This window comes from Acetobacter sp. (assembly GCF_047721705.1).
Lineage (GTDB): Bacteria > Pseudomonadota > Alphaproteobacteria > Acetobacterales > Acetobacteraceae > Acetobacter.
Window position 1 is genome coordinate 1 of sequence record NZ_JBDNXK010000016.1, and the last position, 23846, is coordinate 23846.

The window sequence follows — 23846 nt, forward strand, 5'->3', positions numbered from 1 at the left end:
CAACTCAACGCGCCATACATCGTCAAAACAGCTCTCAACGCGTTGGGGGTGAGCGTCACCAGCGAGCAGATCGCCTGAATTATGGCAAAACGCCGCGCTGACCAGCTTCTCGTCGATCGGGGGCTGGTCGAAAGTCGGACAAAGGCTCAGGCTCTCATTATGGCCGGGCTGGTGCATACGAGTGACCGGCGCGTGAGTAAGGCGGGGGACATGCTCCCCGAGGATGCGCCGCTTACGCTCAAGGGGCAGGATCATCCGTGGGTGTCGCGTGGCGGTCTGAAGCTTGCTCATGCGCTGCCGTTTTTCAATTTTTCTCCTGAAGGCAGAATCTGTCTGGATGTCGGGGCCTCCACCGGCGGCTTTACCGACGTTCTGCTGACCAACGGCGCGAGCAAGGTCTATGCCGTTGATGTCGGGCATGGCCAGCTTGCTTGGAAACTGCGGTCTGATCCGCGTGTGGTGGTCATGGAGAAACAGAATGCGCGGGCGCTCGATGCCACGCTCATTCCTGACCCTATTGAAGCCGTTGTCTGTGACGCGAGTTTCATTGGTCTTCGGACTGTTTTGCCAGCAGCCTTGTCCCTGACCACACCCGATGCATGGGCGGTGGCGCTGATCAAGCCGCAGTTTGAGGCGGGACGCGAACATGTCGGCGCGAAGGGCGTCGTGCGTGACCCGGCTGTGCATCAGCAGGTCTGCGACATGATTGTCGCATGGTGGAGCGCTCTACCCGGCTGGGAAGTGTTGGGCGTCGAAGTCAGCCCGATCACCGGTCCCGAAGGCAATCATGAGTTCCTGCTGGGGGCGCGCCGGACCGGCTGATTGCGTCTTCTGGTCGAACGGTTTGTTCTCAGCCGGAAAGGCCAGCAGCCTTCCGCACATCCATTGGTGACATGCCGGATTCGCGCATGGAGCGAATGGATAGCGCACCAGTGCGCTTGGACAGCTTCTCCCCGTTTGCGTCCGTAAGGAGCGGGTGAAAGGCATAGGCAGGTGCGGGCCACTCCATCGTGGCTTGGAGCAGGCGGTGAATGGCGGTCGCCGCTCGTAATTCCTCGCCGCGGGTGACGAGTGTGACTCCTTGTGCTGCGTCGTCATGTGTGACGCAGAGATGGTAGGATGCAGGCGTATCCTTACGCGCCAGAATGACGTCACCGAACGCTGCCGGACAGCACGGGACCGGGCCTTTTCCCAGTTCATCATAGGTGAGTTCAGCAGAGCCAAGGCTGGAGAGCGCCTTTGTGGTATCCAGTCGTAACGCATAGGGAATTCCGGCTTCGATACGGCTGAGTCGCTCTTTTGGCGTGAGAGTGCGGCATGTTCCGGGGTAAAGCAGGCTACCATCCGGCGCGTGATGCTGCGCCGATGCGGATGACGCGATTTCCCGCGCTACATCGGCGCGTGTGCAGAAACAGGGATAAAGTAGGCCGCGTGCGCTCAGGGTATCGAGCGTTTCCTGATACAATTTCATGCGTCGCGACTGATACAGCACAGGCGTTTCCCAGCGCAGACCCACCCATTCCAAATCGGTCACGGCCTGCTCAATAAACGCCTCACGGCAGCGGGTCCTGTCGATATCTTCAATGCGCAAAAGAAATCGGCCACCGTTTCCTGCATGGGATTGAGCGAAAAAAGCCGCTGCCACATGGCCGAGATGCAGGGGGCCGGTCGGACTGGGCGCGAAGCGTGTAACCCACCGTCCTGACTGGGAAAATGTTTCCGTCATGGATGTTGTGCGGAAAAGCGGTAGGGGCGTGTCATGAAAATCTCATAACAGAAAAACGCGAGATTTCTTGCAGTCTCGAAAAAGCGGGGCCTATAGTTGTCAAGAAACTTCTCGACGACGTATGACCGCATGGCATGCAGTTAAGAGTTCCAGCCAATGTAGGTCATGAGCCGTCTCCGGGAAAAGGAAGCGCGCCTTGTCCGCTGGCAGTATGCACTATCCATCACTCGTTCTGAACGCAGATTTTCGTCCACTCTCTTACTTCCCCCTGTCGCTCTGGTCCTGGCAGGACACCATCAAGGCGGTCTGTCTCGATCGCGTTTCGGTGCTGAGCGAATATGAAGAGGAAGTCCGCTCCCCAAGCTGTCGCATGAAACTGCCGAGCGTGATCGCGCTCAAGGAGTATGTTCCCACCGCGCGACGTCCGGCTTTCACCCGTTTCAATCTGTTCCTGCGTGATAATTTTTCCTGTCAGTACTGCAACGATCAGTTGCCGACACATGAACTGACATTTGACCATGTCATCCCGCGCAGCAGAGGCGGGAGAACGACTTGGGAAAATATCGTCACGGCCTGCAGCAGTTGCAATCTGCTGAAAGGCTCACGCCTGCCGCACGAAATCCGCATGTTTCCGCGCCGCAAGCCGATCCAGCCCTCCTCGTGGGAGTTGCAGGACAATGGAAGAGCCTTCCCGCCGAACTATCTGCATCAGAGCTGGCGGGATTATCTTTACTGGGATGTCGAGCTGGAAAGCTGAGCGTATCCGGCTTAACGCGTGTAGCTGTAGCCGTATGTCTCAGCCATTGACTGTAGGTCTGGCGCACCCTTCAGGTTCAGCGGGAGCGGCTTCGCCTTATCGGCGCCAATGAAGAAGTTGTGGTTGGTCATGCGCTGACAGGTGTTGGCGGCCAGTGGGAAGGAGAGATGCACTTCCGTTCCCATCTGTTTGCGCAGGCAGGATACATCCGTATCGTTCCATGTCCGCCCCATCTCCGCCGAGCAGCCTGTGAGAACGAGGATGGTTCCCGGCACAAGCCACCGCATGACATTTTTACGCACTTTGAAGCCGGTTGAAGCCGTCACGGCGATTCCTCGTTTGTCTCTGTGACCCAGGGCGGGCGGATAGGATGTTGTCCCGTCAGGACTTATCGGACGTATCCTGCCACGTTTGGAGAGGCCGATGAAGCGGGGTGCGGACATTGCCCCCGCGAGACAGTCGCATGACCTGATATGCGGCAGGTTCAGCCGATGAGCTCAAAACCGGCAGCTTCGATGGGAGCACGGAAATTGCTGGGACTGGTTTCTTTCGGGTCATATTCGACCGCCACCGAGCCTTTTTCCAACGAAGGATCAGCGGCTTTCACGCCGGGAAGACCTTCGAGCGCGCGTTTGACGGCGTCGACACAGCCTTTGCACGTCATGCCCTGAACCATCAGCGTGGTGGTTTCCATAGTGTATAATCCTTATTCTGTACGACAGACGGCACTTCGGAAATGAGCGTTACCTCATCACCGCGTCGTGTATTCCATCATCCGGATTGGTGAGAACTTGTCCAGCCCCGGACCGGGGCTCACTCTTCCCGCCTGAGCGGCTGCCATCGGTTGAGCAGCAGTGCATTCGTGACCACAGATACCGAACTCATGGCCATCGCTGCGCCGGACAGAATGGGCGGCAGGATGCCGAAGGCGGCAAGCGGCACTCCCAATCCGTTATAAATGCAGGCGAAGAAAAGATTCTGCCGGATCTTGCGGGAGGTTGCCTTCGAAAGCCTGACCATATCCACCAGCGCGAGGAGTTCGGAGCGCATCAGCACCACATCCGCCGTCTCCAGCGCCACGTCCGTGCCACCGCCCATCGCAATACCGACATCCGCTGTCGCCAGTGCTGGCGCGTCGTTGATGCCGTCACCCACCATGCCGACGAGCGCATTATGCCCTGCGACCGCCTGCGCCTTCTTCACCTCACTAGCCTTGTCACCCGGAAGCACACCCGCAATCACTTCGTCGATTCCAACGACATGAGCGACCTGTGCCGCCGCTGCCTGCGTGTCGCCCGTTACCATGATGGGGCGGATGCCATAGCCCTTGAGTAGGCCAATGCAGCGGGCCGCTTCAGGCCGTATGGTATCGGCCACTGCCAGCCAGCCCAGCAGCACGCCTTTCTCCTCCACGCCGATAAGCGTCTGGCCCGCGCTGGCAGCCTCTGCCGCCGCGCCAGCCGCAGCCTGCCCCAGAAAGCGTGCTGAACCGAGCTTGACGGTGATACCGTCGCATATCCCTTCCAGTCCGTGTCCGGCGATGGCTGTGTTGTCGGAAATGACGGCGGGGGTGACCATCCGTGCTTTGGCTTCGTCTCGGACAGCTTTCGCCAGTGGATGGGATGAGTCGCTTTCCAGTCCCGCGGCCAGGGCGAGCAGCTTTTCTTCTGTCGCGCCTTTTTCTGGAAATACCCCGGTAACGCGGGGATGCCCTTCCGTCAGAGTGCCGGTCTTGTCCATCAGCAGGATCGTCATGCGTCCGGCATGTTCCAGCGCTTCGGCCGAGCGGAACAGCAGCCCCGATGCAGCGCCGCGTCCGGTTCCCACCATGATGGCGGTGGGTGTCGCGAGACCAAGGGCGCAGGGACAGGCCACCACCAGAACGGCGACCATGTTGATGAGGCTGCGCTCGAAAGACCCGGTAATCATCCAGCCACCGAGCAGCGTCAGCAGAGCAATGACGAGAATGACGGGCACGAAGATACCGGAAATCCGGTCAACAAGCTGTTCGATCGGAGCTTTCGAACTCTCCGCCTCATCCACCATACGGGTGATGCGGGCCAGCGCCGTATCCGCTCCTACAGCCGTCGCCCGCACGCGCAGGACGCTTTCGCCGTTGACCGTTCCACCACGCACCGTGTCGCCGGGGCTACGGCGTACCGGCATGGCTTCGCCAGTGAGCATGGCCTCGTCGAGACTCGATGTGCCTGTCAGAATCTCGCCATCGGTCGGCACGGCTTCACCGGGCCTGATGACGAAGATATCCCCCACAACAAGGGACGCCGCAGGCCGATCCTGCACACCAGACGCAGTTTCGACATGCGCCGTGGGGGGCCGCAGGCGGATCAGTCGCTCTACGCCGAGAGCGGCGCGATCCTTGGCGCTGGTTTCCATCAGCCGTCCCGCCGTGACCAGTGTCAGCACGGTGGCGCCCGACTCGAACCAGACCGGTTCATCCAGTCCAAGCACCGTCACGACCGCGCTGGCCAACCACGCGACGGTGGTGCCCAGCGCCACCAGCACATCCATGTTTGCGCCGCCGCCCCGAAGAGCTGCCCACGCGCCCCGGTAGAATTTTGCTCCCAATATGGCCTGCACGAGCGTCGCCAGAACAAGTTGCACCCATCGGGGCAACATGAAACTCATGGGGAGCCCGGGGATCATTTCCAGCAGGAGAGGGGCCGTGAGAACGGCTCCGATAATGAACTCGCTCCACAGTCGGCGTTTTTCCTGCTCCCGCCGTTTGCGTCGCGCGTCCTGATCCGTGCTGGCAACAGTGGCTGTGTAACCGGCTCCGGAGACTGCGCCGATCAGATCGCTGACCGAAGTCACGCCGGGAATGAAGTCGATTTCGGCTTTATTGGCTGCAAGACTGACATTGGCCGAAACGCCGGGGATACGGTTCAGCACTTTGCCGATTCTGTTTGAGCAGGATGCACATGTTATACCCTCAATGGCGAGGGTCGCATGCTCGCGCGGCACGCTGAAACCGGCCTGATTCACCGAGGCTTCGACATCCGGCAGAGGGGCGTGTTCGTCAGAGAGTTCGAGAGCTGCTTTACGGGTGGCGAAGCTGACATGCGCCTGTACGCCGGGGAGGCGGTTAAGCACTTTCTCCAGCCGGGTGGCGCAGGCGGCGCAACTCATGCCTTCAATGGGAAGAGACAGTGTCGTTGCCATCGGTTCAGGCTCCATTCGGCATGAGGAGGTGCGCCGGTCCGGTCAATGGCGTGAGTTTTCTCATGAATAGAAGAGGCGTGGGCGTACACCCGACCTTAACGGAAGGTTGCGATATGGGAGGCAGTCTGGACCGAGGCAAGAGTGCTGAACCATCTTTCCCTGCGCAAGAAAAACGTTGCTGACGGCATGACCGCTGGCAGATGTCTGGCGTCGGATGAGCAGGGTGTCGTTGCGCTCGAAATGTCCCTGATCGCACTGCCGCTGATCGCCCTCCTGCTTGCTTCCATCATAATGAGCATCGTTTATTTTACGCAGAATGTGCTGGATGCGGTGAGTGATACCCTCTCCCGCCAGATTCTGACGGGTCAGGCTCCGCCTTCCGGAAGTGCCGCGCAGTTCAAGGCCACTGCCTGTTCGCTGCTGCCTTCCTACATGTCCTGTTCGAATCTGCTGGTGAATGTGCAGTCCGTCTCCAGCTATTCCGATGTCAGCACTGCGGTGCCGACCGTCACCACGGATGCCTCGGGTAATGTGTCTGCGACCACTTCGTATGACCCGGGCACAAGTGGCAGCGTGGTGGTTCTCCAGTTGCTTTATTCGCTGCCAGTTCCACGGTCGATCGGCGGATTTACGGCAGCCTCTCTGGAAAACGGGTCCCGTCTGATTATCTCGACATCCGTGATCAAGGTTGAGCCTTCATCATGATAAAACGGGAGCAGGGCTGGTCATGGAAGCGGTTGCGCGACTGTCAGCAGGGCGTGGTGCTGGTCGAGTTCGCGCTGATGCTGCCCTTTCTGTTGATGCTGCTCATCGGCGGAACGGCTATCGAGGAAGCGGTGATCGTGTCACGCAAGGTGACGGGGGCGGTGCACACGCTCGCCAACGTGACAACGCAGTATACTTCCGTTGCAGATGAGGATCTCTCTCTTATCCTGTCGGCGTCCACACTGGTGATCGAGCCTTATCCAACCGCCAACGCCCAGCTGATTGTCTCGGAGCTGTCCGTTACATCTGGTGGAACAGGCACTGTCGTCTGGAGCAGGGCCTTGAATGCAACGCCGCGTGCAGTCGGTTCGACAGTCAATGTCTCGTCGAGTGCGGTCTCGGGCTCGTCATCTGATTCCAGCTCTTCCTCGACCACTACGACGACTTATCTGATCTATGGCGAAGTCATCTATAATTATACGCCGCGCATCGCCAGCTCGTACATTTCGCCCATTCAGTTTTACAACAGCCTGTTCATGGTGCCGCGACGTTCAACGTCCATCCCTCTGACAACGTCATCCAACTGATCGGGTCAGTCTGACGTTTTCGCCGAACTGGTGCTGAGTCGTCTGAAAATCCAGCAGCATGTGCCCCCGAAAGCGACCAGTCCCAGCACTGAATCCCACGGGGCAAGCCATGCTCCGCCAAGTGAGATGGCATTATCGTTGCCTGTAAGACCGGAAAGGGCGGCAAGGGCAACACCTGTGAGGCTTTCTCCCACAATCAGGCCAGAGGCGATCATCGTGCCTTCATCCGAGTGATCGCTGTTGTATCCGCGTGCTTTTTTCAGCAACCAGCCAAGCCCCGCTCCAATGGCGAGTGTTGTCGAGACTGAGGGGGGCAAATAGATGCCGATTCCGGCGGCAAGAGGGGGTAAGGCAAGGTTCTTGCGTTTAAGCCACTGATTGAGAGCGATCAGAACGGCCCCGACACCTCCGCCGATCGAAAGCATCGTCCAGTCCAGTGTCTGGGTGAAGATGCCGGAGGAGATCATAGCGATGATCGCCGGTTGCGGTGCGGCGAGCGCGTGGGTCGGGTCCATGTCCGGGCGTGGTAATGCGCCGGTAAAACCATAGGCCTGATAAAGAAGATTGAGAACGGGCGGTACCACAAGAGCGCCCACGCAGCATCCAAGCAGCAACACGGCTTCCTGCCGCCAGGGGGATGCGCCGACCAGTTGTCCGGTTTTCAGATCCTGAAGATTGTCATTGGAGATCGCGGCGGAAGCGACGATGGCCGAAAGAATGGCAATGGAGAAAGCAATGGCCAGATGATGGTTGTCTGCGGAAAACACGGCCGGAAGCAGCCCCAGATTTTCCATCAGCAACAGCAGCGAACAGACAAGCACTGTGGCGATAAGCACGATGCCGGAAATGGGGGAGGAGGATGAGCCTACCAGCCCCGCCATGTAACCGCAGGTCGCGGCGGTCAGGAAACCGAAGATCGCGACGAAGAGCGCTCCGAACAGGGCGGGTATGAGCACGGCAGCGGTGAATGGAAAAAGAAAGCGGGCGAGAAGGGCGGCGAGACAGATCAGCAGCGCAGCGCCGGTGATGAGAATGGTGCGTGGAGACAGGTCGCGGTCAGTCGAGCCAAGGCTGGCTGAACGCTGAAAGGCATTTTTCACACCCCGCAGGACCGGGCCTGCCAGTTCACCGAGTGTCCAGAAAGACGCCAGCGCAATCGCTCCCGCCCCAATAAAACGCACATTGTGAACCCAGACGGATGTTGCGAACGCCGAAGGTGCAAGATGTTCGGGATTGGGAAGCGTGGCTGTCAGGATCGGCACGGCGACCAGCCATGACAGGGCATAGCCAAGCAGCATGGCGAGGCCACCTGAGATCCCCACGAGATAGCCCGCCCCCAGAAGGGCGAACGAAAAGCCCATCGACAGCTTCACCACGCTCGCGCCAAGGGTGAGGGTTGCCGAGGCTCCATCCGTCAAAAGGCGAAGGCCGCCCGATGCAAAGGAAAAGATCGCCGATACGGTCGCACCGCTCATGAGAGCCCAGAAGCCTCGCCGGGCCGTCTCGTTCTGTCCGGCCTCATGGCCCACACGCAGGATTTCGGCTGCGGCGACACCTTCGGGGTAAGGCAGATCGCTTTCGGTGACCAAAGCTCTCCGTAGTGGAATGGTGAACAGCACCCCCGCCATGCCACCTGCGGCTGTCAGTCCGGCTGTTTCGAGAAACGGAAAATGGTCCCAGTGTCCGATGAGCAGAAGCGCAGGAAAAACCGCGAACACGGTCGAGATGGTGCCTGCCGCCGACGCCTGACTCTGCACCATGTTGTTTTCAAGAATCGAACCGCCGCCCAGAGCACGCAGGGCCGCCATGGAAATCACGGCGGCGGGGATCGATGAGGCGAATGTCAGTCCGATCTTCAGACCGAGATAAGTGTTTGAAGCAGTAAAGACGACGGTGATCAGGGCACCAAGAATGAGCCCCCGAATGGTCAGTTCCCTTGCGGGTTCAGGGAGCGACATCAGGCGTCTTGTCCTGTAGGGCAGTGTGCTGGCATCTCTTTGATCGGGCTTTCCTAAGAATACTTTCATCATGGCGCAAAGCATCGCGTGTGGAAATGCTCCTGCCTCTCCTGAAAAACGAAACCGGCTTTCGGGTGTTAAGACAGAACAAACGTTTTTTACGGCAAGGCGATGAAGCAACAGGTCTTGTGGTCGGATCGGAAAGGTTGAACGGACGGTTTATGGTCGGGAAGAGCAAAGCTGAGTGTGTAAGCGGGCCGACACGGTCTGCGTTTCTGGAAACATTGATCGCCTTCTGCCTCGGGGTGTTGCTGCTTCTGACCGGGCCCGCTGCGCGGGCAGAGTCCGCTGGTGGATACGACACCATCATCGCGGCACCGTCGCAGATTGTATCCGATGCATCGCTGGACGCACTCGATGCTTCCATCCGCAAGGTTTATCAGGCTCGTCCTGATGCCAGCAAAAAGGTTGCCGGTGGGGATGTCGCGGTCGTCAATCAGCTTGCCCGGGAAGCTGCTGATGATGAAGCGACGGCGAAGGACATGGTTGCCCGCCTAACGCCCTATGAAACCATCTATAAGAATCTGCTGGACATCATGGGAGCGGCCCCGCCGAAAGACGCACCTCCCGAACCGCAGGCGCTGACCCGGCAGCGGGAACGGCTGTTGCAGGCGCAGCACGACCTTCATTCGCGACTTGTCCGCGCCCGGCTCTATTCGGTGGAGGCCCAGCAACTCACCTCGGTGCTGAATCAGAAAACGAACGCGGTGCAGCAGGCGGCTTTGCTTGAGCGTTTTCCGGCTCCGATCGCGCCCACTTTCTGGTCTTTGGTTGCAAGCGAAAGTCGGCAGACAAAGCAGAGCGTTCAGACTCTCTCTGGAGAGATTACGCAATTGTTCCAGCAGGGGATGACGGGTGAGAGCATTACGCTGTTGCTCGGTGGCCTGATTGGCGCGGTCCTTATTGCCGCTGCACCTTTCCTTCTGCTGAGCCCGATCAAGCGGGGTGTTTCCAGAGTGCTGCCTGCGGGTCGGCTGCGCCGCGTGACGGCTGCGGTGGTTTTTTCCGCGGGGAGTGCTCTGTGTGCTGGCGTGTCCGTCTCGCTGCTGTGGTTCGGATTGACCGGAAATGTTGATACACTGGGCGTCGGGCTGGATCATTTCGCGGAAAAGATCGGGGCGCAGATCCCGCTGGTGGGGTTTATTCTCGGTGCGAGCCTGTTTCTGTTTGCAGCACGGGATAAGGAGTGGCGGATCGCACCCGTCAGCGATGAAGCAGCCAGGGCGCTGCAATCGTCGGCCATCTGGTTCGCTCTGCTGCTGATCCTGCGTGGCGCCCTGCGCTATGTCGATCTTGATGCCAATCTCGGCCCCAATACAATCCAGCTGGCGGATTGCGTCTTTATTCTCGCGGCCTCCCCGTTGCTCTTCTCCATCCCGGTTCAGTTGATGCGTCATCCACTGACGGACACGGGGCAGAGCGGGGTGCATCAGGGGCTCGTCGGGCAGGCAGGACGTTTTCTGGCTGTGATCGTTTCGCTGTTCTGCGTGGGCGCGATGGTCATCGGGTATATTCCGCTCGGTTACACCACCCTGTCATGGATCTGTTCCATGGCCGTCACCATGCTGATGCTGGCCCTCATTTTTCTGGTTGTGGATGATCTGACGCGCGGTGAATTTCTCACGACCGGGCGGATGGGGCGGTATTTCGTGATGCTGGGGGTCTCGACCCGCATCGTGAATCAGGCGCTGACAGTGGTGAGCGGCCTGCTGAGTGTCTTTCTCATATTCGTTGCCTTCGCGGTCGCACAGTCCGGCGGGGATTTCGACTTCGGTGTCATTGTCGGCAATCTCAACAATGTGGTGTTCGGGCAGAAGATCGGTGGCGTGACGCTATCCTTTGGCGTCATCCTCCAGTGCATCGCCATCCCCATCTTTGCCCATTACATCATCAAGGGCATGCAGCGCTGGCTCAGGAAGCGCCTGTTCCCGACAACGACACTGGACCTTGGCGCGCAGACCTCGATCATCGCCATTCTGACCTATGCGGCGTGGATCGCCGTGATCCTGATTGTTCTGTCCGTGATTGGTGTGACGGTCAGCAGCATGACGTGGGTGGTCAGCGCATTATCGGTGGGTATCGGTTTTGGTCTCCAGTCCATCGTGCAGAACTTTGTGTCGGGCCTGATCCTTCTGGCCGAACGGCCGGTAACGATTGGTGACATGGTGGAGATTGCGGGCAAAACCGGCGATATCCGTCGTATCAGCGTCCGCGCTACCGACATTGCCCTTTCGGACGGCTCCACGCTGATCGTGCCGAACTCGCAGTTCATTACCTCCGCTGTGCGTAACGCGACGTTCGGACGTCCCTCCGGCGCGCTGTCCTTCACGGTTGGGCTGCCGCTCGGCACGGATCTGGCGAAGGCCATGTCTGTTCTGTCGCCGGTTCTGAAAGAGGTGCCCGAACTGCTGTCCGATCCTGCGCCTTCGGTGTCTGTGGCGGATATTCAGTCTGACAAGGTCATTCTCAAGGTTTCGGGTAAAACCTCATCACCACGCACTGTGGATGCCGTCACCAATACAACACGTCTCGCCGTGTGGAGTGCACTTAACAGAAATGGAATAGTCGCCAGCATGGAAAGCAACGGATAAGGTGTCGCCCGAGGCTGCCCCGATGGATGGTCTTTCAGGGGTGTGAGTATGAGCAGAACTGGTCAGATGTCAGAGAATCCGCAGAGAAATCCGCAACGCCGCCGTGCTGTGGTGACGGGTGGGACCGGTGGAATCGGAAGTCTGATCGTCAGCAAGCTGTTGCAGGCGGATTATGAGGTGCTTGTCCTGTCGCGTCATGCGCCTGCCGTGACGGATGCGCGGCTGAGGCATGTGGTGTGTGATCTTTCCGATGGGACAGAAACCAGCGCCGTCGGAAAAGCGATTGCGGGGGAAGGCGCCCCTATTGATGCCCTCATCCACTGCGCGGGCACCATTACACCGGGCATGACGGAGAACCTTGAAGAGAGTGGTATCCAGCGTCAGATCGCAGTCAACTTTACGGCGCCTGTGCTTCTGACATCCGCCCTGTTGAGCACGATCCGGCAGGGTGGAAGCATCGTGTTCGTGAATTCTCTCGCGGCTGTTTATCCGCTGGCGGAAAGTTCCGTGTATGCCGCGAGCAAGGCTGCTCTGAGAAGTTTTGCGCTGGCGTTGACGATTGAAGCGCGGGACCGCGACATTGCCGTGTCGTCTGTTTTTCCTGGCGCTGTCGATACACCCATGCTGCACGCAGAAATGTGCGGAGGGGGCTCGGTACTGAATTTCGTCAATGCGCCGGCGACACCGGAAAAAGTCGCGGACCTCGTAATGCATGCGCTCACCCGCAAGGGAGGGGAATACTTCTACCCGGCGCTTGATGGTGTATTCGGGCGGTTCTGCATGGTCTGGCCGAGGCTGCTGCGCATCGTGTTGCCGCTGTTGACACGTCTTGGTCGTATTGGGGCAGCGAAATATCGCAAACGCACTGGGTGAGCAGGCGTGGCCCGGTAAGCCCAATTTTAGGACTTACAAGCTTACGTGCACATTTTTAGACAATAATGGTGCCCAAGACCGGGATCGAACCAGTGACACTGCGATTTTCAGTCGCATGCTCTACCAACTGAGCTACTTGGGCACCGATCCGGCGGCGTTGCCGTCCGGTGTGGAAGAGCGTTTACCGCGCCTTGCTCTTAAGATCAAGCATGGGAATTGCCTTCTTCATCAGAATTGTTCCCGTCTTCGGCTGGGGTATCGTCCGGGACGTGATAGGCCCCGGAAAACCAGCGTCCGAGATCAATGTCGGCGCAGCGGCGTGAACAGAAAGGGCGGAAGGCGGCCACAGCTGGTTTTCCGCAGATGGGGCAGGCAGGCGTCTCAGCCATTGACGACATTCCATGACAGAGGAGACAGATCGGACCGATCCCTAAGCACTAACGGATGGCCACACCACAGAGCGACATCCTCCAGAGCTACAGGGTCTGCGGCAAGAGCGCTGGTGAGACTCAGCCCCGCTTCCAGAACAGGCCGGGCAGCGGGCTGACCGGCACAGATGGAAACGACATCGCGCAGGGCCATCATGGCCCGGCCATGTGGGCTTGCGAGGATTTCGTGCAACGGCGGCCGTACCCGAGCGCGGACAATCTCCACCAGCCCGAGTGCGGTGACACTCAGGCATCGGGCTCTCAGTGGATCAGCCTGCAGGGCTTTTTCCATCTCACCGCGCAGCGCCTGCCTCTTGGGGGTGGATAGGCCCGCCGGATCAACGAGAATCGCGCCTGACAGGTTCCGCAGGCAGATATGTCGCACAAGCGCCGGAAAAGCATCCCGATTCAGGGCGAACTGTGCAGTCTGCTTCATGACCCGCCCGGCGGACGCGGACGCGGTGTCCATATCGATGGCCACCAGCGCCGGTGTCGGCGTGATAGTCGCCGTCATGCCACGGGGTAGGGTTATCGTGGGAGAGGTCAGTGTCTCCACCGCGTCCTGCACGGACTCGTCCCATGCGTTGGGAACAAGACGCATCCGGTCTCGCAACGCGGATGATATGCGTGCGGTAAAGGCGGGCGAATCGACGAGAATCTCGCCTTCCCAGCGGCTCGCCATTTCATCCAGCGCCGACGGACCCGTTTTGATCAGATGCACGTCCTGTTGCAGAGGTATGGCGTCCGGCTCCCGCTTCAGACGGGGGCCTTTGCCGCTCATGCCACAGCGGACGACACGGACAGCCAGAAGTTCCCCTTCATGCAGGGGAGGATCATCTTCGCGGATAGGAAGAAAACCGGCCTCAGTAAGGCCGAGCGCGACAAAAGCGCCTCCCAGCGCTGGTGCCAGCGCGGTGACGCGGCCGAAAAAGACGTCGCCAAAATGATCGGAATGGCCGGGTGTCCAGAGACCGAAATCGCGTAGTTCCCCTTGCTCGAAAACAGCAATCCGGGCTTCACCGGGAGAGCAGGCAACCCGTAGCGTGCCTTTCACGGCAGCCAATTACCTTTCTGCCCGCGGAGCAATTGCGCTGTTTCGAAAAGAGGTAGGCCGATAACCGCCGAAGGGCTACCGGAGACGAACCGGATGCACGCAGCAGCCTGTCCCTGTAGAGCATATCCGCCCGCTTTGCCCTCCCAGTCTCCGCCATCCAGAAGATGCTGGATCTGGGCTTCCGTCATTCGCGCGAAGGCCACGGCCGTTTCCACCAGACGGAACCCCGGTCGACCTTCTACCCAGTCTGCACTCGGTTGAATGGCAACGGCTGTCAGAACGGTATGACGCCTTCCGGACAGCAGACGCAGGCAAGCCTCGGCAGTCTTGCGATCTTCCGCTTTTGGGAGAATGCGTCGGCCCACGGAGACAACGGTATCGGCAGCCAGAATCAGAGCCGGGCCTGTTGTGCGCTCGGCCACGACACACGCTTTCTGACGGGCGATCCGCTCGACATAGCCGCGCGGCAATTCGCCTTTCAGAGGCGTCTCATCAATGTCCGGTGTGTCGATTCTGTCCGGCTTCAGCCCGATCTGTCCCAGCAGGGCCAGTCGACGAGGCGAGGCGGAGGCGAGGATCAGATCGGGGCGCATGGCCCCTTTGTCCGATCCACTGGCCGGGCTGTCAGAAAATCCCGGCACAGTTTCTTACTTGAAGCGGAATGTGATGCGACCCTTGGACAGGTCATACGGCGTCATCTCCACGCTCACACGGTCGCCAGCCAGCACGCGGATGCGGTTTTTGCGCATCTTTCCGCTCGTGTGGGCAAGGATCATGTGCTCGTTGTCGAGCTTGACGCGGAACATGGCGTTAGGCAGCAGTTCCGTAACGGTTCCACTGAACTCGATCATGTCCTCTTTAGACATCGTGGCTTCCACTCATCATATGGTATCGTCTTTCTCTTAATGAACCCGCAGGTCAAGGGCGGTCTTATGGCCGCGCCTGAGCCTCCGGGTCAAGTTCTGGCTGATTATTGCCGAGTCACGAATTCCCGAGCCGCGCCGAGATGCTGAGCGCGTGGGCTTCGAGACCTTCCGCATTGGCGAGAGTTACACCTGCCGGACCGATCTTTTCCAGCGCTTCCCTGTCGGCGGCGATATAGGTCGTCCGCTTGAGGAAATCGTAGACCGACAGGCCGGATGCAAACCGCGCCGTGCGGGATGTCGGCAGAACATGGTTCGGACCACCGACATAATCACCGACAGCTTCGGGGCAGAAGCGCCCGAGGAACGCAGCGCCCGCGTGCCGTACCTTTGCAAACACTGATTTGGGATCGTCGAGCATCAGTTCAAGATGCTCGGGGGCAATCTGGTCTACCAGCTTCGCCGCTTCGTCCCAGTTGGCGACCGTGATGACCGCGCCGAAATCGCGCCAGCTTGCGGAAGCGATGGCCGAGCGCGTCAGGGTCTTGAGTTCGGTTTCAACGGCAGCAGCCACGGCATCGCCGAATGCGGCGTCATCGGTAATGAGGATCGCCTGCGCCAGTTCGTCATGCTCGGCCTGCGCCATGAGATCAAGCGCGACGAGGCGGGGATTATTCTTGTTGTCCGCCACCACGACAACTTCGGAAGGTCCGGCGATGCTGTCGATACCGACGCGCCCGAAAACCTGCCGTTTGGCTTCCGCGACATAGGCATTGCCGGGGCCGACGATGCGGTCCACCGGACGGATGGTGGCCGTGCCGAACGCCATCGCGCCAACGGCCTGAGCGCCGCCGATGCGATAGATTTCGGTGACCCCCGCGCGCTTGGCAGCCGCGAGAACGAGGGGATTCAATACCCCACCCGGTGTCGGCACGCACATGGCCAGACGTTCCACGCCCGCGACGTGGGCCGGAATGGCGTTCATCAGCACGGAGGAAGGGTAGGCCGCTTTGCCTCCGGGAACATACAGCCCCACGGCGTCGAGCGCGTTCCAGCGCTGGCCAAGCGTCACGCCATCGGCGTCGGTGAACTCCATGTCCGTCGGTAACTGCGCACGATGGAACGCTTCGATACGGGAAGCCGCCACATTAAGGGCCGCGATCTGGTCCTGCGGCACCTTCGCGGTTTCCGCTTCCACTTCCGCAGCCGAAATGGCGAGTTGATCGACCGTCAGGTCAAGCTTGTCGAAGCGTGTGGTGAATTCACAGACGGCTTCATCGCCACGGGTGCGGACGGCTTCCAGAATATCGGCGACCGGCTTGTCCACGCGGGCGCTTTCCGTTTCACGGTCGGCAATCAGGGCGGTAAAGCTGGCTTCAAAATCGACGGAGCGTGTGTCGAGACGTTTCATGATGCTCTCTGTGTCTTGTCGGCGCTGGCCGTAAAATCAGGCTTTGGCGAGGGTGTCGCGGAAACGGGTGATCAGGTCGTTGATTTCCTGCGGGCGCGTTTTGAGCACCGTGCGGTTCACCACCAGACGACTCGTGATATGCGCGATGGTCTCCACTTCGCGCAGGCCGTTGGCGCGAAGCGTTGAGCCGGTATCAACCAGATCGACGATCACGCGTGAAAGGCCGAGCATGGGGGCCAGTTCCATCGCCCCGTGCAGATGAACGATGTCGGCATTGATGCCGCGCTCAGCGAAATGGCGGCGTGTGATGGACGGATATTTCGTGGCGACACGGACGCCGGAATAACGGCTCCAGTCTTCGTTCGGATCGTCGGTCGCGGGGCTGGCGACCGAGACGCGACAGCCGCCGATGCCGAGATCAAGTGGTGCATATAGCTCCGGATAATCGAATTCCATGATCACATCCGCGCCGCAAATGCCGAGATGGGCGCCGCCCTGTGCCACGAATGTCGCGACGTCGAAGGAGCGGACGCGCACTACATCGAGGTTCGGATCATTGGTCGAGAAGCGTAGCCGACGGCTGCTTTCGTCGAGGCAGTCGGGGGAGGGAATGATCCCTGCTTTTTCCAGCAGCGGCCCGGCACTCTTGAGGATGCGGCCTTTGGGGAGCGCAAGCACCAGCTTGCCGTCGCCCGGATGATGGCTGGCATGCGTCGTCGCGCCGGGTGTGGCGGTAGCGTTCGCAGCGAGATCCGTAATCCGGTCGAGGTTCATCTGATACTCCGCGCCGCCTGAGATGCGGCGTCAATGAATGGTCGCTGCGGCACTTACCATAAGAATAACGTCGTCGCCAAAACAGAGTCGGCATGGCGGGTAGAGTTTTAACGGGTTCCGTGTAGGGTGCCGCTTCTGAATGCCGGAAGGTTGGGGCGGCGCGAATGGCGCGTGTGAAATGTGTGATGATGCAGCGGGACGAAACCCTGCTGCTGGAGCCCTGGTTTCTGCATTACGGCCATCTGTTCGGTTTTGAAAATCTGGTCGTGCTGGATAACGGGTCCACCGATGTCGCCGTTCTCGCAACGCTGGAATGTTACGAGCAGAAGGGCGTGCGCGTTATTCGCGGCCTCGATCATCCCGCCGATCCGGAAAAAGGCAGGCCATCCGATTTCGCATTGAAGGGCGAATATGCCCGGCAGGTCATTGCTGCTTGGGATCGGAAAGCAGAGTACGATTTCGCTTTTCCTGTCGATTGCGACGAGTTTCTCGCTGTCTACACGGACGGCGGTTACAGCGCCGCCAAGGAAGACATCCACGCCGCACTGGACGAGCTGATCGGCGAACAGCGCGTCATGCAGATTCGCTACAGTCCCGGAAATGTTCCCGGTGTGCCGGGCTGCTTCATGCCGATGAATCTCCCCAAGCGGTTCGTCGCGCGGAATACGGTGGGGCTGGTCGATCTTGGCTATCACGCCATTACATCACGAGCCGCCGAGGGCGTGCGCGAAACGCGGCTATCCTATCTGCACATGCACCATAAGCCGTTCGATATGGTGGTGCGTCATGCTGAGAGAAAATTATGTGAGCGCGTCGATATGGAGGACAGGGATGCCCTGCGGCGTTTCGATGGGCCGGGAAAGCATCTCGTCGATTATTTCTTCATGACGGAGGACGATTACCTGACGCGATTTGCAGCGGACGGTGTGTATTATCGCTTTCCCGGCGTTCTCGACCATTTTTACACTTTGGGCGTGCGAAGCGAATTTTTCGGAACAATCGAGCCTGTTAAACCGCAGCCTGCCCGCGATCTGGTGGAATTGGTGCGCATCGTTGATCGTCGCATCAATGCTGTCCTGCGCTTCGCCGTGCAGAGCTATCTGACCCGTTATCCTGATGTCGCCGCGTCGGACATGCCACCGTTCTACCATTACTTCGCTTTTGGTCGCGGCGAAGGCAGGAAGCCCGATTAAGGGGCGGCAATCTCCTGTGCCCGCATGGCAAACACGATCCGTGCGTGATCCATCTGCGCCAGAGCGACAGGGTCGTTCGGGTCTTTCGTAAAAAGTGTGAAAGCGTGGTGCACAGATTCGGCCTGTGCGGAGAACCAGCTGTCAGGGTCGCGTTTTTCGACCATTTGATGTTTCAAGGCGCGTTCCAGAAAATCATCCACTTTTGCAGCCGTCGCATCTTCCAGAGAAAAGGGAATGCCAAGCGCCTGACCGACATGGGCCATGACGCCGCGCCAGTCAGCAAGCAGCGCTTCATACTGCACAAACGCTCGGCGGGCACCGCGTGTTGCCAGTTCCGGGTCAATGTGGTTGCGGAGATAATAAAGCAGCCCCTGTTCCCGTGAAGAGCCGTCCCGCGCCGCAAGAGAAGCGGCTACTTCCTCGGGTGCGCGGTCGATGAAACAGTAAAGCGGGATCGTGTTCGTTGCCTGAAACACGGCCTGCCACAAGGGGAGCAGGCGGCACATGCGCGGCTCCTTGAGGACGCACAGCCCTGTGGTCGCCTGATAGTCATTGAGAAACATCGCGGCGAGACGGTCTGCATACAGTCTGGCAGCCTCGGACTGAAACCACTCAGGAGGAATGGGGCGCCAGTCTGACCAGTTGCTGCCGAGCGAAGCCAGGATTTCGTCATGCAGTTCCGCAATATCCTGCGGTTCGAAGTAGCCTTTGGGATTGGCCCAGTTCGCCTGCATCAGATTCTGCGGCAGATCTGCACCCAGAAGAGAGAGGGTTCCACTCAGCGCCGACGTGCCGCTCCGTGCGCCGATGACCACGATGACCTGTTTTTCGGGAAGGGTGTTCTGCATCTGTGCATCTTTTCAGTGAGGCATACTGCTGATGGGGAGAGGTACTAACGGCCTTTGACGTTCCCTGCTATGAAGCGGTGAGAGTATCCGTTCTACAGCGCAAGCTTGACGATACGCCACAAACTCGCAAGGTTCCGCCACATGAATCAGTCACAGTCTGACGTGGCAAACGCCGATCCCGGGATACAGCGGATCGCCGTTGCACTGGACGAGGTCCGGAAGAAAATCGCAAAGGCAGAGCGGCAGAGTGGCCGTGATGCTGCCGCCGTGACGCTTGTTGCCGTCTCGAAATTTCATCCACTTTCCGCCGTGGAAGCTGCGCTTGCGGCTGGACAGCGTGTGTTCGGCGAGAACCGTGTGCAGGAAGCGGCCTCCAAGTTCCCGGTGCTTAGACAGCGTTATCCCGACCTCCGGCTGCATCTCATCGGTGGCTTGCAGACAAACAAGGCGCGGGATGCGGTCAGGATCGCGGACATGATCGAAAGTCTCGACCGACCATCCCTGTCGGATGCGCTGGTGCGGGCCGCCGATCAGGAAGGACGCCTGCCGGAGCTGCTGATCGAAGTGAATACTGGCGATGAGCCGCAGAAATTCGGGGTGGCACGCGAAGAAGCTGATGCTTTTATCCGCGACAGCATCACCCGTTTCGGTCCGAAGCTGCGTGGCCTGATGTGTATTCCCCCAGCCGATCAGGATCCACGGCCGCATTTCCGCTTTCTCAAGGCGCTTGCCGACCAGCATGGTTTGCCGGTGCGTTCGATGGGCATGTCAGCGGATTTCCCGGAGGCGATTGCCGAGGGCGCAACGCTGGTGCGCGTTGGCTCCGCCATTTTTGGTGCGCGGCCCGCGGGACTTGCAGCCCATTAGTCGGGGCAGCTAAGGGTCTGAATAACAATTTCCCGATTTCTGGTGGCGCGGGCGGAGAGTTGGCAGTTCCGCGCAAGGGAGCGTAACGCGACACATGACTGAAAACGACACATCTCCGGGCGTACCCGAGGCGTCTTCTGCGCCTGCGGCGAATGGACATGCCGCAGCAAAGCCATCGCGGGTCACGGAATTCGGCGCGGATCAGCCGCAGCACGAGGCGCCGCCCGTAGGGTTCGCAGCTCTGCTCGGTGTGCTGGGTGTCGTTTATGGAGATATCGGAACCAGCCCGCTTTACGCTCTGCGATCCACCGTCGAGATGGTTTCGGGTCATCACGCCGTTCAGAACGCTGATGTGCTCGGGATCGAGAGTCTGATTTTCTGGACGCTCATCATCGTTGTGACCATCAAGTATGTCATGCTTGTCATGCGTGCGGATCATAACGGCGAAGGCGGTATCCTCGCCCTCACGTCTCTTGCCCAGCGCGTGACCACCGACATGAAGATGAGGCTCATTCTCGGCCTTGTCGGCATCGCGGGGGCCTGTCTGTTTTTCGGTGATGGTATCATCACGCCCGCGATCTCCGTTCTTTCCGCCATCGAGGGGCTTGAGGTCAGCGTGCCGGGTGCGCGAGACTTCGTCATTCCGATGGCGATCGCCATCATCATCGGTCTGTTCAGCATGCAGTGGCTGGGCACAGGCAAGGTCGGGACCATTTTCGGTCCCGTCATGCTACTGTGGTTCGGATCGCTCGGTATTATGGGGTTGCTGGAAGTCCTCCATCATCCCGGCGTTCTGTTCGCCATTTCTCCCCTGTATGCCATTGAGTTCATCATCCAGCATGGAAAGGTGTCCTTTCTGGCGCTGGGTTCCGTCGTGCTCTGTGTGACGGGTGCTGAGGCGCTGTATGCCGATATGGGCCATTTCGGCCGACAGCCCATCCGCTACGCGTGGCTGTTCTTCGTTCTGCCGATGCTGGTGCTGAATTATCTCGGGCAGGGCGCGCTGGTGATGAACGATCCACGGGCGCTGGCCAACCCGTTCTTCTTCCTCGCGCCGCATTCCATGCAGATCCCGCTGGTGATTCTCTCCACCTTCGCGACGGTCATCGCCAGTCAGGCCGGTATCTCAGGTGGATTTCAGGTCTGTCGCCAGTTGATCCAGCTTGGCTATCTGCCCCGGATGCGCATCGTGCATACCAACGCGGAAGAAGAGGGGCAGATCTATCTGCCGGACTTCAACCGCTTCCTCGCGGTGGGCGCCATCCTTCTCGTCATTGCGTTCCGCAGTTCCGATGCGCTCGCGGCGGCTTACGGCATCGCCGTGACCGGAACGTTCATCTGCACCACCGGTCTGTGCTTCATCGTTTTCCGCAAGATGTTCCACTGGTCGGTGCAGGCAGTTTGCGCGACCTTCATCCCGCTGATGATCATCGATGTGACGTTCTTCTCCGCCAACGCACTGAAAATTCCCGATGGCGGCTGGGTGCCGCTCATGCTGGGCTGCGTGCTGACGCTGATGATGACGACATGGAAGCGGGGCCGCAGCCTCATCGTGGCCCGTCAGGGACAGGACAGCCTGCCGATGGGGTCTTTCATCGCCCGTCTGCCGCAGTCTCGCACTACCCGTGTGCCGGGCATGGCGGTTTTCATGACCGCCACGCCGGATTTCGTGCCGCCGTGCCTGCTGCACAATCTGAAGCATAACAAGGTGCTGCATGACCACGTCCTGTTCGTGACCATTCAGAACCTTGACCAGCCGGAAGCCGATCGCGGCCATCGTGTGATGGTGGAAGAACTGGCCCACGACATCTATCGCGTGGTGCTGCGCTACGGCTTCATGGAAACGCCGAATGTGCCGCGTGCGCTTGAGGATTTGAAGGCCAACGGTGTGGATTTCGATCCGACACAGGCTTCCTACTTCATCTCGCGCGAACTGATCACCCGGTCTTCCGTGCCGAAGATGTCTCACTGGCGCATGGCGCTGTTCATGTTCATGGCCCGCAATGCGACACCCGCGACCGAGTTCTTCCGTATTCCGATGGATCGCGTGATCGAACTGGGCGTGAAGGTCGCGATCTGAGGCGACGTGGACACCTCCTCTTTTCCAGCCGATATGAAAGCCTCTCCTATTACGGGAGAGGCTTTGGCGCTTTATATCCACTGGCCTTTCTGTCTGGCGAAGTGCCCTTACTGCGACTTCAACAGCCATGTCCGGGAACGTATCCCGTCTGAACGCTTCATTGCGGCGTTGAAGAGGGAGCTTGCCCACGAGGCGGCGCGTCTCGGTCGTCGTCGCCTAACATCCATCTTTTTTGGGGGTGGCACGCCCTCTCTGATGCCGCCCGACGGTGTGGCCGCCCTGATCGAAGAGGCGCACCGGCTGTTCGATGTCGCACCGGATATCGAGATTACGCTGGAGGCTAACCCCACCAGTGTGGAGATCGGTCGGTTGCAGGGTTTCAGGGACGCGGGCGTGAATCGCGTCTCGCTGGGCATTCAGTCCCTGAGAGACGAAGCGCTGACGTTTCTCGGACGCGAACACTCGGCCACACAGGCCGTTCAGGCTCTGGAAATGGCGCGGAATATTTTCCCGCGTGTCACCTTCGATCTGATTTACGCACGACCGGGGCAGTCCCGGGAAGACTGGCGTGCGGAACTTCAGCAGGCGCTGACTCTCGTGGCTGACCATGTCTCGCTCTATCAGCTCACTGTGGAGCCGGGAACGAAGTTCGAGGGCCTTTTCCGACAGGGCAAGCTGGACTTGCCCGACGACGATCTGGCGGCTGCGCTGTATGAGGATACGATCGACATTGCCGGTCGTTACGGGCTGTCGGCTTACGAAGTGTCGAACTATGCCAGACCCCGTGCAGAGAGCCGTCACAACCTGACATACTGGCGCTATGGCGATTATCTGGGCATCGGTCCCGGCGCGCATGGCCGTCTCACTCTGGAGGGTCGCATGCTGGCCACGCGCCGCCATCGCGCGCCGGAAGTCTGGGCGGACAAGGTGGAGGCTGGTGGCTCCGGCGAAACAAGCGCGGAAGAACTGGCGCCGGTCGATCGCATGCGCGAGATGCTGCTGATGGGGCTGCGTTTGACGGAGGGAGTGGACGCCACACATTTTCGTCAGCGGACAGGCCATGCGCTTGAGGATGCGCTGGATGCCGAAACGCTGCGGCTCTGCGTGGAAGAAGGTTATGTGGAGATGTTGCCTCAGGGTGGGCTGAAAGCCACGCCGACGGGCCGGATGCGGCTGGAAGCGATGCTACCCATGCTTCTCGCCTGAACATGAAGCCTGTCATTCCACTGGTCGTCGACTATGTGAAAAGGCAGTATCGAAAGGCTGGACGAACAAGAGCGCATGCTCGAAAAGAAGAAATGTCTACGAATTCAGAACACGCAGACAGAAAAAACAGTCTTCCGCAAAGGAGCGCCGCCCTGTCGAACGAGAAGGATATGCCGGAAAATTCCGGGGATGGGCGTCTGACTGCGGAAAATAACGTGCCCGCTCAGAAGGACGAGGATCTGGATGGGAGCTTCATGCCCCCCATTGAGGCCCGTGTGGAAGCATGGCTCGTTCACGCTGCCGGACGAGAGAAGTGGGTAACGGCGGATGATCCGACCCGGTTCCGGGGACTGGGTTACAGCATCACGCCGCTCGTGGAAGAAAGCGAAGTGCCCCGCGTGGCGGAAGCCGCGGTCGCGCAGGTCAGAAAAGACATGCTCACCCGTCATGCGGACGATCTGCGGCTTCTGGCCACCATCGTCGAACGCCTCAAAACTATTGTGACGCAGGGTTATGAGTATGACAACGCCAAGATCAGGGGCGACCTTGTGCGTTGGGGGCTGATCGAGCCTGCCAGTCCTGCGCAGGGTGCGCCGATCGAGACGCCAGTGGGGCGGCGTCTGCGGAATGTGCTGGCGCTTGAGTGGTTCGCCACCAAGATAAAGTGGAAAACCGATTAAAGAAA

Annotated in this window: 23 protein-coding genes and 1 tRNA gene; 11 read left to right on the forward strand and 13 right to left on the reverse strand. The window is 59.6% G+C overall.

Annotation, left to right across the window (positions count from 1 at the left end; genetic code table 11):
- Positions 1–81 precede the first annotated feature (81 nt).
- On the forward strand, positions 82–822 hold the full coding sequence (locus ABF824_RS04425; RefSeq protein ID WP_415486678.1) for a TlyA family RNA methyltransferase: 741 nt from the start codon (positions 82–84) through the stop codon (positions 820–822).
- 28 nt (positions 823–850) lie between these two features.
- Here the strand turns inward: ABF824_RS04425 and gluQRS are convergent, their stop codons facing one another.
- Positions 851–1726, reverse strand: a complete 876-nt coding sequence (gene gluQRS / locus ABF824_RS04430; protein ID WP_415486679.1) for a tRNA glutamyl-Q(34) synthetase GluQRS — start codon at positions 1724–1726, stop codon at positions 851–853.
- A gap of 211 nt (positions 1727–1937) precedes the next feature.
- Between gluQRS and ABF824_RS04435 the strand changes: the two genes are divergently transcribed.
- Positions 1938–2483, forward strand: coding sequence for an HNH endonuclease (locus ABF824_RS04435; RefSeq protein ID WP_415486712.1), 546 nt, complete (start codon positions 1938–1940; stop codon positions 2481–2483).
- 11 nt (positions 2484–2494) lie between these two features.
- On the opposite strand, the gene ABF824_RS04440 is transcribed toward ABF824_RS04435, so the two are convergent.
- The 3 genes from ABF824_RS04440 to ABF824_RS04450 form a co-directional block, all read right to left on the reverse strand.
- Positions 2495–2770 (reverse strand): hypothetical protein, encoded by a 276-nt coding sequence (locus tag ABF824_RS04440; RefSeq protein WP_415486713.1) that lies wholly within the window; start codon positions 2768–2770, stop codon positions 2495–2497.
- Between the two features lie 197 nt (positions 2771–2967).
- Positions 2968–3177 carry a heavy-metal-associated domain-containing protein gene (locus ABF824_RS04445; protein WP_415486680.1) on the reverse strand — a complete coding sequence of 70 codons (210 nt, stop codon included), beginning with the start codon at positions 3175–3177 and terminating at the stop codon, positions 2968–2970.
- Positions 3178–3296: 119 nt separating this feature from the next.
- Positions 3297–5663, reverse strand: a complete 2367-nt coding sequence (locus ABF824_RS04450; protein ID WP_415486681.1) for a heavy metal translocating P-type ATPase — start codon at positions 5661–5663, stop codon at positions 3297–3299.
- 141 nt (positions 5664–5804) lie between these two features.
- Between ABF824_RS04450 and ABF824_RS04455 the strand changes: the two genes are divergently transcribed.
- Positions 5805–6368 (forward strand): TadE/TadG family type IV pilus assembly protein, encoded by a 564-nt coding sequence (locus ABF824_RS04455; RefSeq protein WP_415486682.1) that lies wholly within the window; start codon positions 5805–5807, stop codon positions 6366–6368.
- Positions 6365–6955 (forward strand): pilus assembly protein, encoded by a 591-nt coding sequence (locus tag ABF824_RS04460; RefSeq protein WP_415486683.1) that lies wholly within the window; start codon positions 6365–6367, stop codon positions 6953–6955. Before ABF824_RS04455 ends, ABF824_RS04460 begins: the two co-directional genes overlap by 4 nt.
- Before the next feature lie 5 nt (positions 6956–6960).
- On the opposite strand, the gene ABF824_RS04465 is transcribed toward ABF824_RS04460, so the two are convergent.
- Positions 6961–8913 carry an OPT family oligopeptide transporter gene (locus ABF824_RS04465; RefSeq protein WP_415486684.1) on the reverse strand — a complete coding sequence of 651 codons (1953 nt, stop codon included), beginning with the start codon at positions 8911–8913 and terminating at the stop codon, positions 6961–6963.
- Between the two features lie 221 nt (positions 8914–9134).
- Between ABF824_RS04465 and ABF824_RS04470 the strand changes: the two genes are divergently transcribed.
- Together ABF824_RS04470 and ABF824_RS04475 are read left to right on the forward strand one after the other, a co-directional pair.
- The gene (locus ABF824_RS04470; protein ID WP_415486685.1) at positions 9135–11564 is read left to right on the forward strand and encodes a mechanosensitive ion channel domain-containing protein; all 2430 of its coding nucleotides are present in this window, start codon (positions 9135–9137) and stop codon (positions 11562–11564) included.
- A gap of 48 nt (positions 11565–11612) precedes the next feature.
- Complete coding sequence (locus tag ABF824_RS04475; protein ID WP_415486686.1) at positions 11613–12437, forward strand: SDR family NAD(P)-dependent oxidoreductase; 825 nt, start codon at positions 11613–11615, stop codon at positions 12435–12437.
- Between the two features lie 66 nt (positions 12438–12503).
- Here the strand turns inward: ABF824_RS04475 and ABF824_RS04480 are convergent.
- From ABF824_RS04480 to hisG, 7 genes are all read right to left on the reverse strand, one after another.
- Positions 12504–12579 (reverse strand) — tRNA-Phe (locus tag ABF824_RS04480).
- A 61-nt stretch (positions 12580–12640) separates the two neighbouring features.
- Positions 12641–12826, reverse strand: coding sequence for a DNA gyrase inhibitor YacG (locus ABF824_RS04485; RefSeq protein ID WP_415486687.1), 186 nt, complete (start codon positions 12824–12826; stop codon positions 12641–12643).
- Positions 12819–13919 (reverse strand): ribonuclease E/G, encoded by a 1101-nt coding sequence (locus ABF824_RS04490; protein ID WP_415486714.1) that lies wholly within the window; start codon positions 13917–13919, stop codon positions 12819–12821. Before ABF824_RS04490 ends, ABF824_RS04485 begins: the two co-directional genes overlap by 8 nt.
- A complete protein-coding gene (locus tag ABF824_RS04495; RefSeq protein ID WP_415486715.1) occupies positions 13916–14512 on the reverse strand; it encodes a Maf family protein in 597 nt (198 codons plus the stop codon). The genes ABF824_RS04490 and ABF824_RS04495 overlap by 4 nt, the downstream gene beginning before the upstream one ends.
- Positions 14513–14566: 54 nt before the next feature.
- On the reverse strand, positions 14567–14785 hold the full coding sequence (gene infA, locus ABF824_RS04500; protein WP_010667149.1) for a translation initiation factor IF-1: 219 nt from the start codon (positions 14783–14785) through the stop codon (positions 14567–14569).
- A gap of 115 nt (positions 14786–14900) precedes the next feature.
- Complete coding sequence (hisD, locus tag ABF824_RS04505; protein ID WP_415486688.1) at positions 14901–16193, reverse strand: histidinol dehydrogenase; 1293 nt, start codon at positions 16191–16193, stop codon at positions 14901–14903.
- Positions 16194–16229: 36 nt separating this feature from the next.
- A complete protein-coding gene (hisG, locus tag ABF824_RS04510; RefSeq protein ID WP_415486689.1) occupies positions 16230–16967 on the reverse strand; it encodes an ATP phosphoribosyltransferase in 738 nt (245 codons plus the stop codon).
- A gap of 164 nt (positions 16968–17131) precedes the next feature.
- Between hisG and ABF824_RS04515 the strand changes: the two genes are divergently transcribed.
- Positions 17132–18160 carry a glycosyltransferase family 2 protein gene (locus ABF824_RS04515; RefSeq protein ID WP_415486690.1) on the forward strand — a complete coding sequence of 343 codons (1029 nt, stop codon included), beginning with the start codon at positions 17132–17134 and terminating at the stop codon, positions 18158–18160.
- Here ABF824_RS04515 and ABF824_RS04520 read toward each other — a convergent pair.
- The gene (locus ABF824_RS04520; protein WP_415486691.1) at positions 18157–19008 is read right to left on the reverse strand and encodes a sulfotransferase family protein; all 852 of its coding nucleotides are present in this window, start codon (positions 19006–19008) and stop codon (positions 18157–18159) included. The two genes, ABF824_RS04515 and ABF824_RS04520, sit on opposite strands and share 4 nt — an antisense overlap.
- Before the next feature lie 141 nt (positions 19009–19149).
- On the opposite strand from ABF824_RS04520, the gene ABF824_RS04525 reads away from it, so the two are divergent.
- The 4 genes from ABF824_RS04525 (at position 19150) to ABF824_RS04540 (ending at position 23841) form a co-directional block, all read left to right on the forward strand.
- Positions 19150–19875, forward strand: a complete 726-nt coding sequence (locus ABF824_RS04525) for a YggS family pyridoxal phosphate-dependent enzyme (RefSeq protein WP_415486692.1) — start codon at positions 19150–19152, stop codon at positions 19873–19875.
- 94 nt (positions 19876–19969) lie between these two features.
- Entirely contained in the window at positions 19970–21955 is a 1986-nt protein-coding gene (locus ABF824_RS04530; protein ID WP_415486693.1) for a potassium transporter Kup, read from the forward strand.
- A 33-nt stretch (positions 21956–21988) separates the two neighbouring features.
- A complete protein-coding gene (hemW, locus tag ABF824_RS04535; RefSeq protein ID WP_415486716.1) occupies positions 21989–23161 on the forward strand; it encodes a radical SAM family heme chaperone HemW in 1173 nt (390 codons plus the stop codon).
- Positions 23162–23331: 170 nt separating this feature from the next.
- Positions 23332–23841: a hypothetical protein gene (locus ABF824_RS04540; protein WP_415486694.1), complete on the forward strand. Its 510-nt coding sequence runs from the start codon at positions 23332–23334 to the stop codon at positions 23839–23841.
- Positions 23842–23846: the final 5 nt, after the last annotated feature.

Excerpts from the sequence above, each read along its gene's own strand:
- ABF824_RS04425 (WP_415486678.1), top strand. The coding sequence starts at position 82 with ATGGCAAAACGCCGCGCTGACCAGCTTCTCGTCGATCGGGGGCTGGTC.
- gluQRS (WP_415486679.1), bottom strand. The coding sequence starts at position 1,726 with ATGACGGAAACATTTTCCCAGTCAGGACGGTGGGTTACACGCTTCGCG.
- ABF824_RS04435 (WP_415486712.1), top strand. The coding sequence starts at position 1,938 with ATGCACTATCCATCACTCGTTCTGAACGCAGATTTTCGTCCACTCTCT.
- ABF824_RS04440 (WP_415486713.1), bottom strand. The coding sequence starts at position 2,770 with ATGCGGTGGCTTGTGCCGGGAACCATCCTCGTTCTCACAGGCTGCTCG.
- ABF824_RS04445 (WP_415486680.1), bottom strand. The coding sequence starts at position 3,177 with ATGGAAACCACCACGCTGATGGTTCAGGGCATGACGTGCAAAGGCTGT.
- ABF824_RS04450 (WP_415486681.1), bottom strand. The coding sequence starts at position 5,663 with ATGGCAACGACACTGTCTCTTCCCATTGAAGGCATGAGTTGCGCCGCC.
- ABF824_RS04460 (WP_415486683.1), top strand. The coding sequence starts at position 6,365 with ATGATAAAACGGGAGCAGGGCTGGTCATGGAAGCGGTTGCGCGACTGT.
- ABF824_RS04465 (WP_415486684.1), bottom strand. The coding sequence starts at position 8,913 with ATGTCGCTCCCTGAACCCGCAAGGGAACTGACCATTCGGGGGCTCATT.
- ABF824_RS04470 (WP_415486685.1), top strand. The coding sequence starts at position 9,135 with ATGGTCGGGAAGAGCAAAGCTGAGTGTGTAAGCGGGCCGACACGGTCT.
- ABF824_RS04475 (WP_415486686.1), top strand. The coding sequence starts at position 11,613 with ATGAGCAGAACTGGTCAGATGTCAGAGAATCCGCAGAGAAATCCGCAA.
- ABF824_RS04485 (WP_415486687.1), bottom strand. The coding sequence starts at position 12,826 with ATGGCTGAGACGCCTGCCTGCCCCATCTGCGGAAAACCAGCTGTGGCC.
- ABF824_RS04495 (WP_415486715.1), bottom strand. The coding sequence starts at position 14,512 with ATGCGCCCCGATCTGATCCTCGCCTCCGCCTCGCCTCGTCGACTGGCC.
- infA (WP_010667149.1), bottom strand. The coding sequence starts at position 14,785 with ATGTCTAAAGAGGACATGATCGAGTTCAGTGGAACCGTTACGGAACTG.
- hisD (WP_415486688.1), bottom strand. The coding sequence starts at position 16,193 with ATGAAACGTCTCGACACACGCTCCGTCGATTTTGAAGCCAGCTTTACC.
- hisG (WP_415486689.1), bottom strand. The coding sequence starts at position 16,967 with ATGAACCTCGACCGGATTACGGATCTCGCTGCGAACGCTACCGCCACA.
- ABF824_RS04515 (WP_415486690.1), top strand. The coding sequence starts at position 17,132 with ATGGCGCGTGTGAAATGTGTGATGATGCAGCGGGACGAAACCCTGCTG.
- ABF824_RS04520 (WP_415486691.1), bottom strand. The coding sequence starts at position 19,008 with ATGCAGAACACCCTTCCCGAAAAACAGGTCATCGTGGTCATCGGCGCA.
- ABF824_RS04525 (WP_415486692.1), top strand. The coding sequence starts at position 19,150 with ATGAATCAGTCACAGTCTGACGTGGCAAACGCCGATCCCGGGATACAG.
- ABF824_RS04530 (WP_415486693.1), top strand. The coding sequence starts at position 19,970 with ATGACTGAAAACGACACATCTCCGGGCGTACCCGAGGCGTCTTCTGCG.
- hemW (WP_415486716.1), top strand. The coding sequence starts at position 21,989 with ATGAAAGCCTCTCCTATTACGGGAGAGGCTTTGGCGCTTTATATCCAC.
- ABF824_RS04540 (WP_415486694.1), top strand. The coding sequence starts at position 23,332 with ATGCCGGAAAATTCCGGGGATGGGCGTCTGACTGCGGAAAATAACGTG.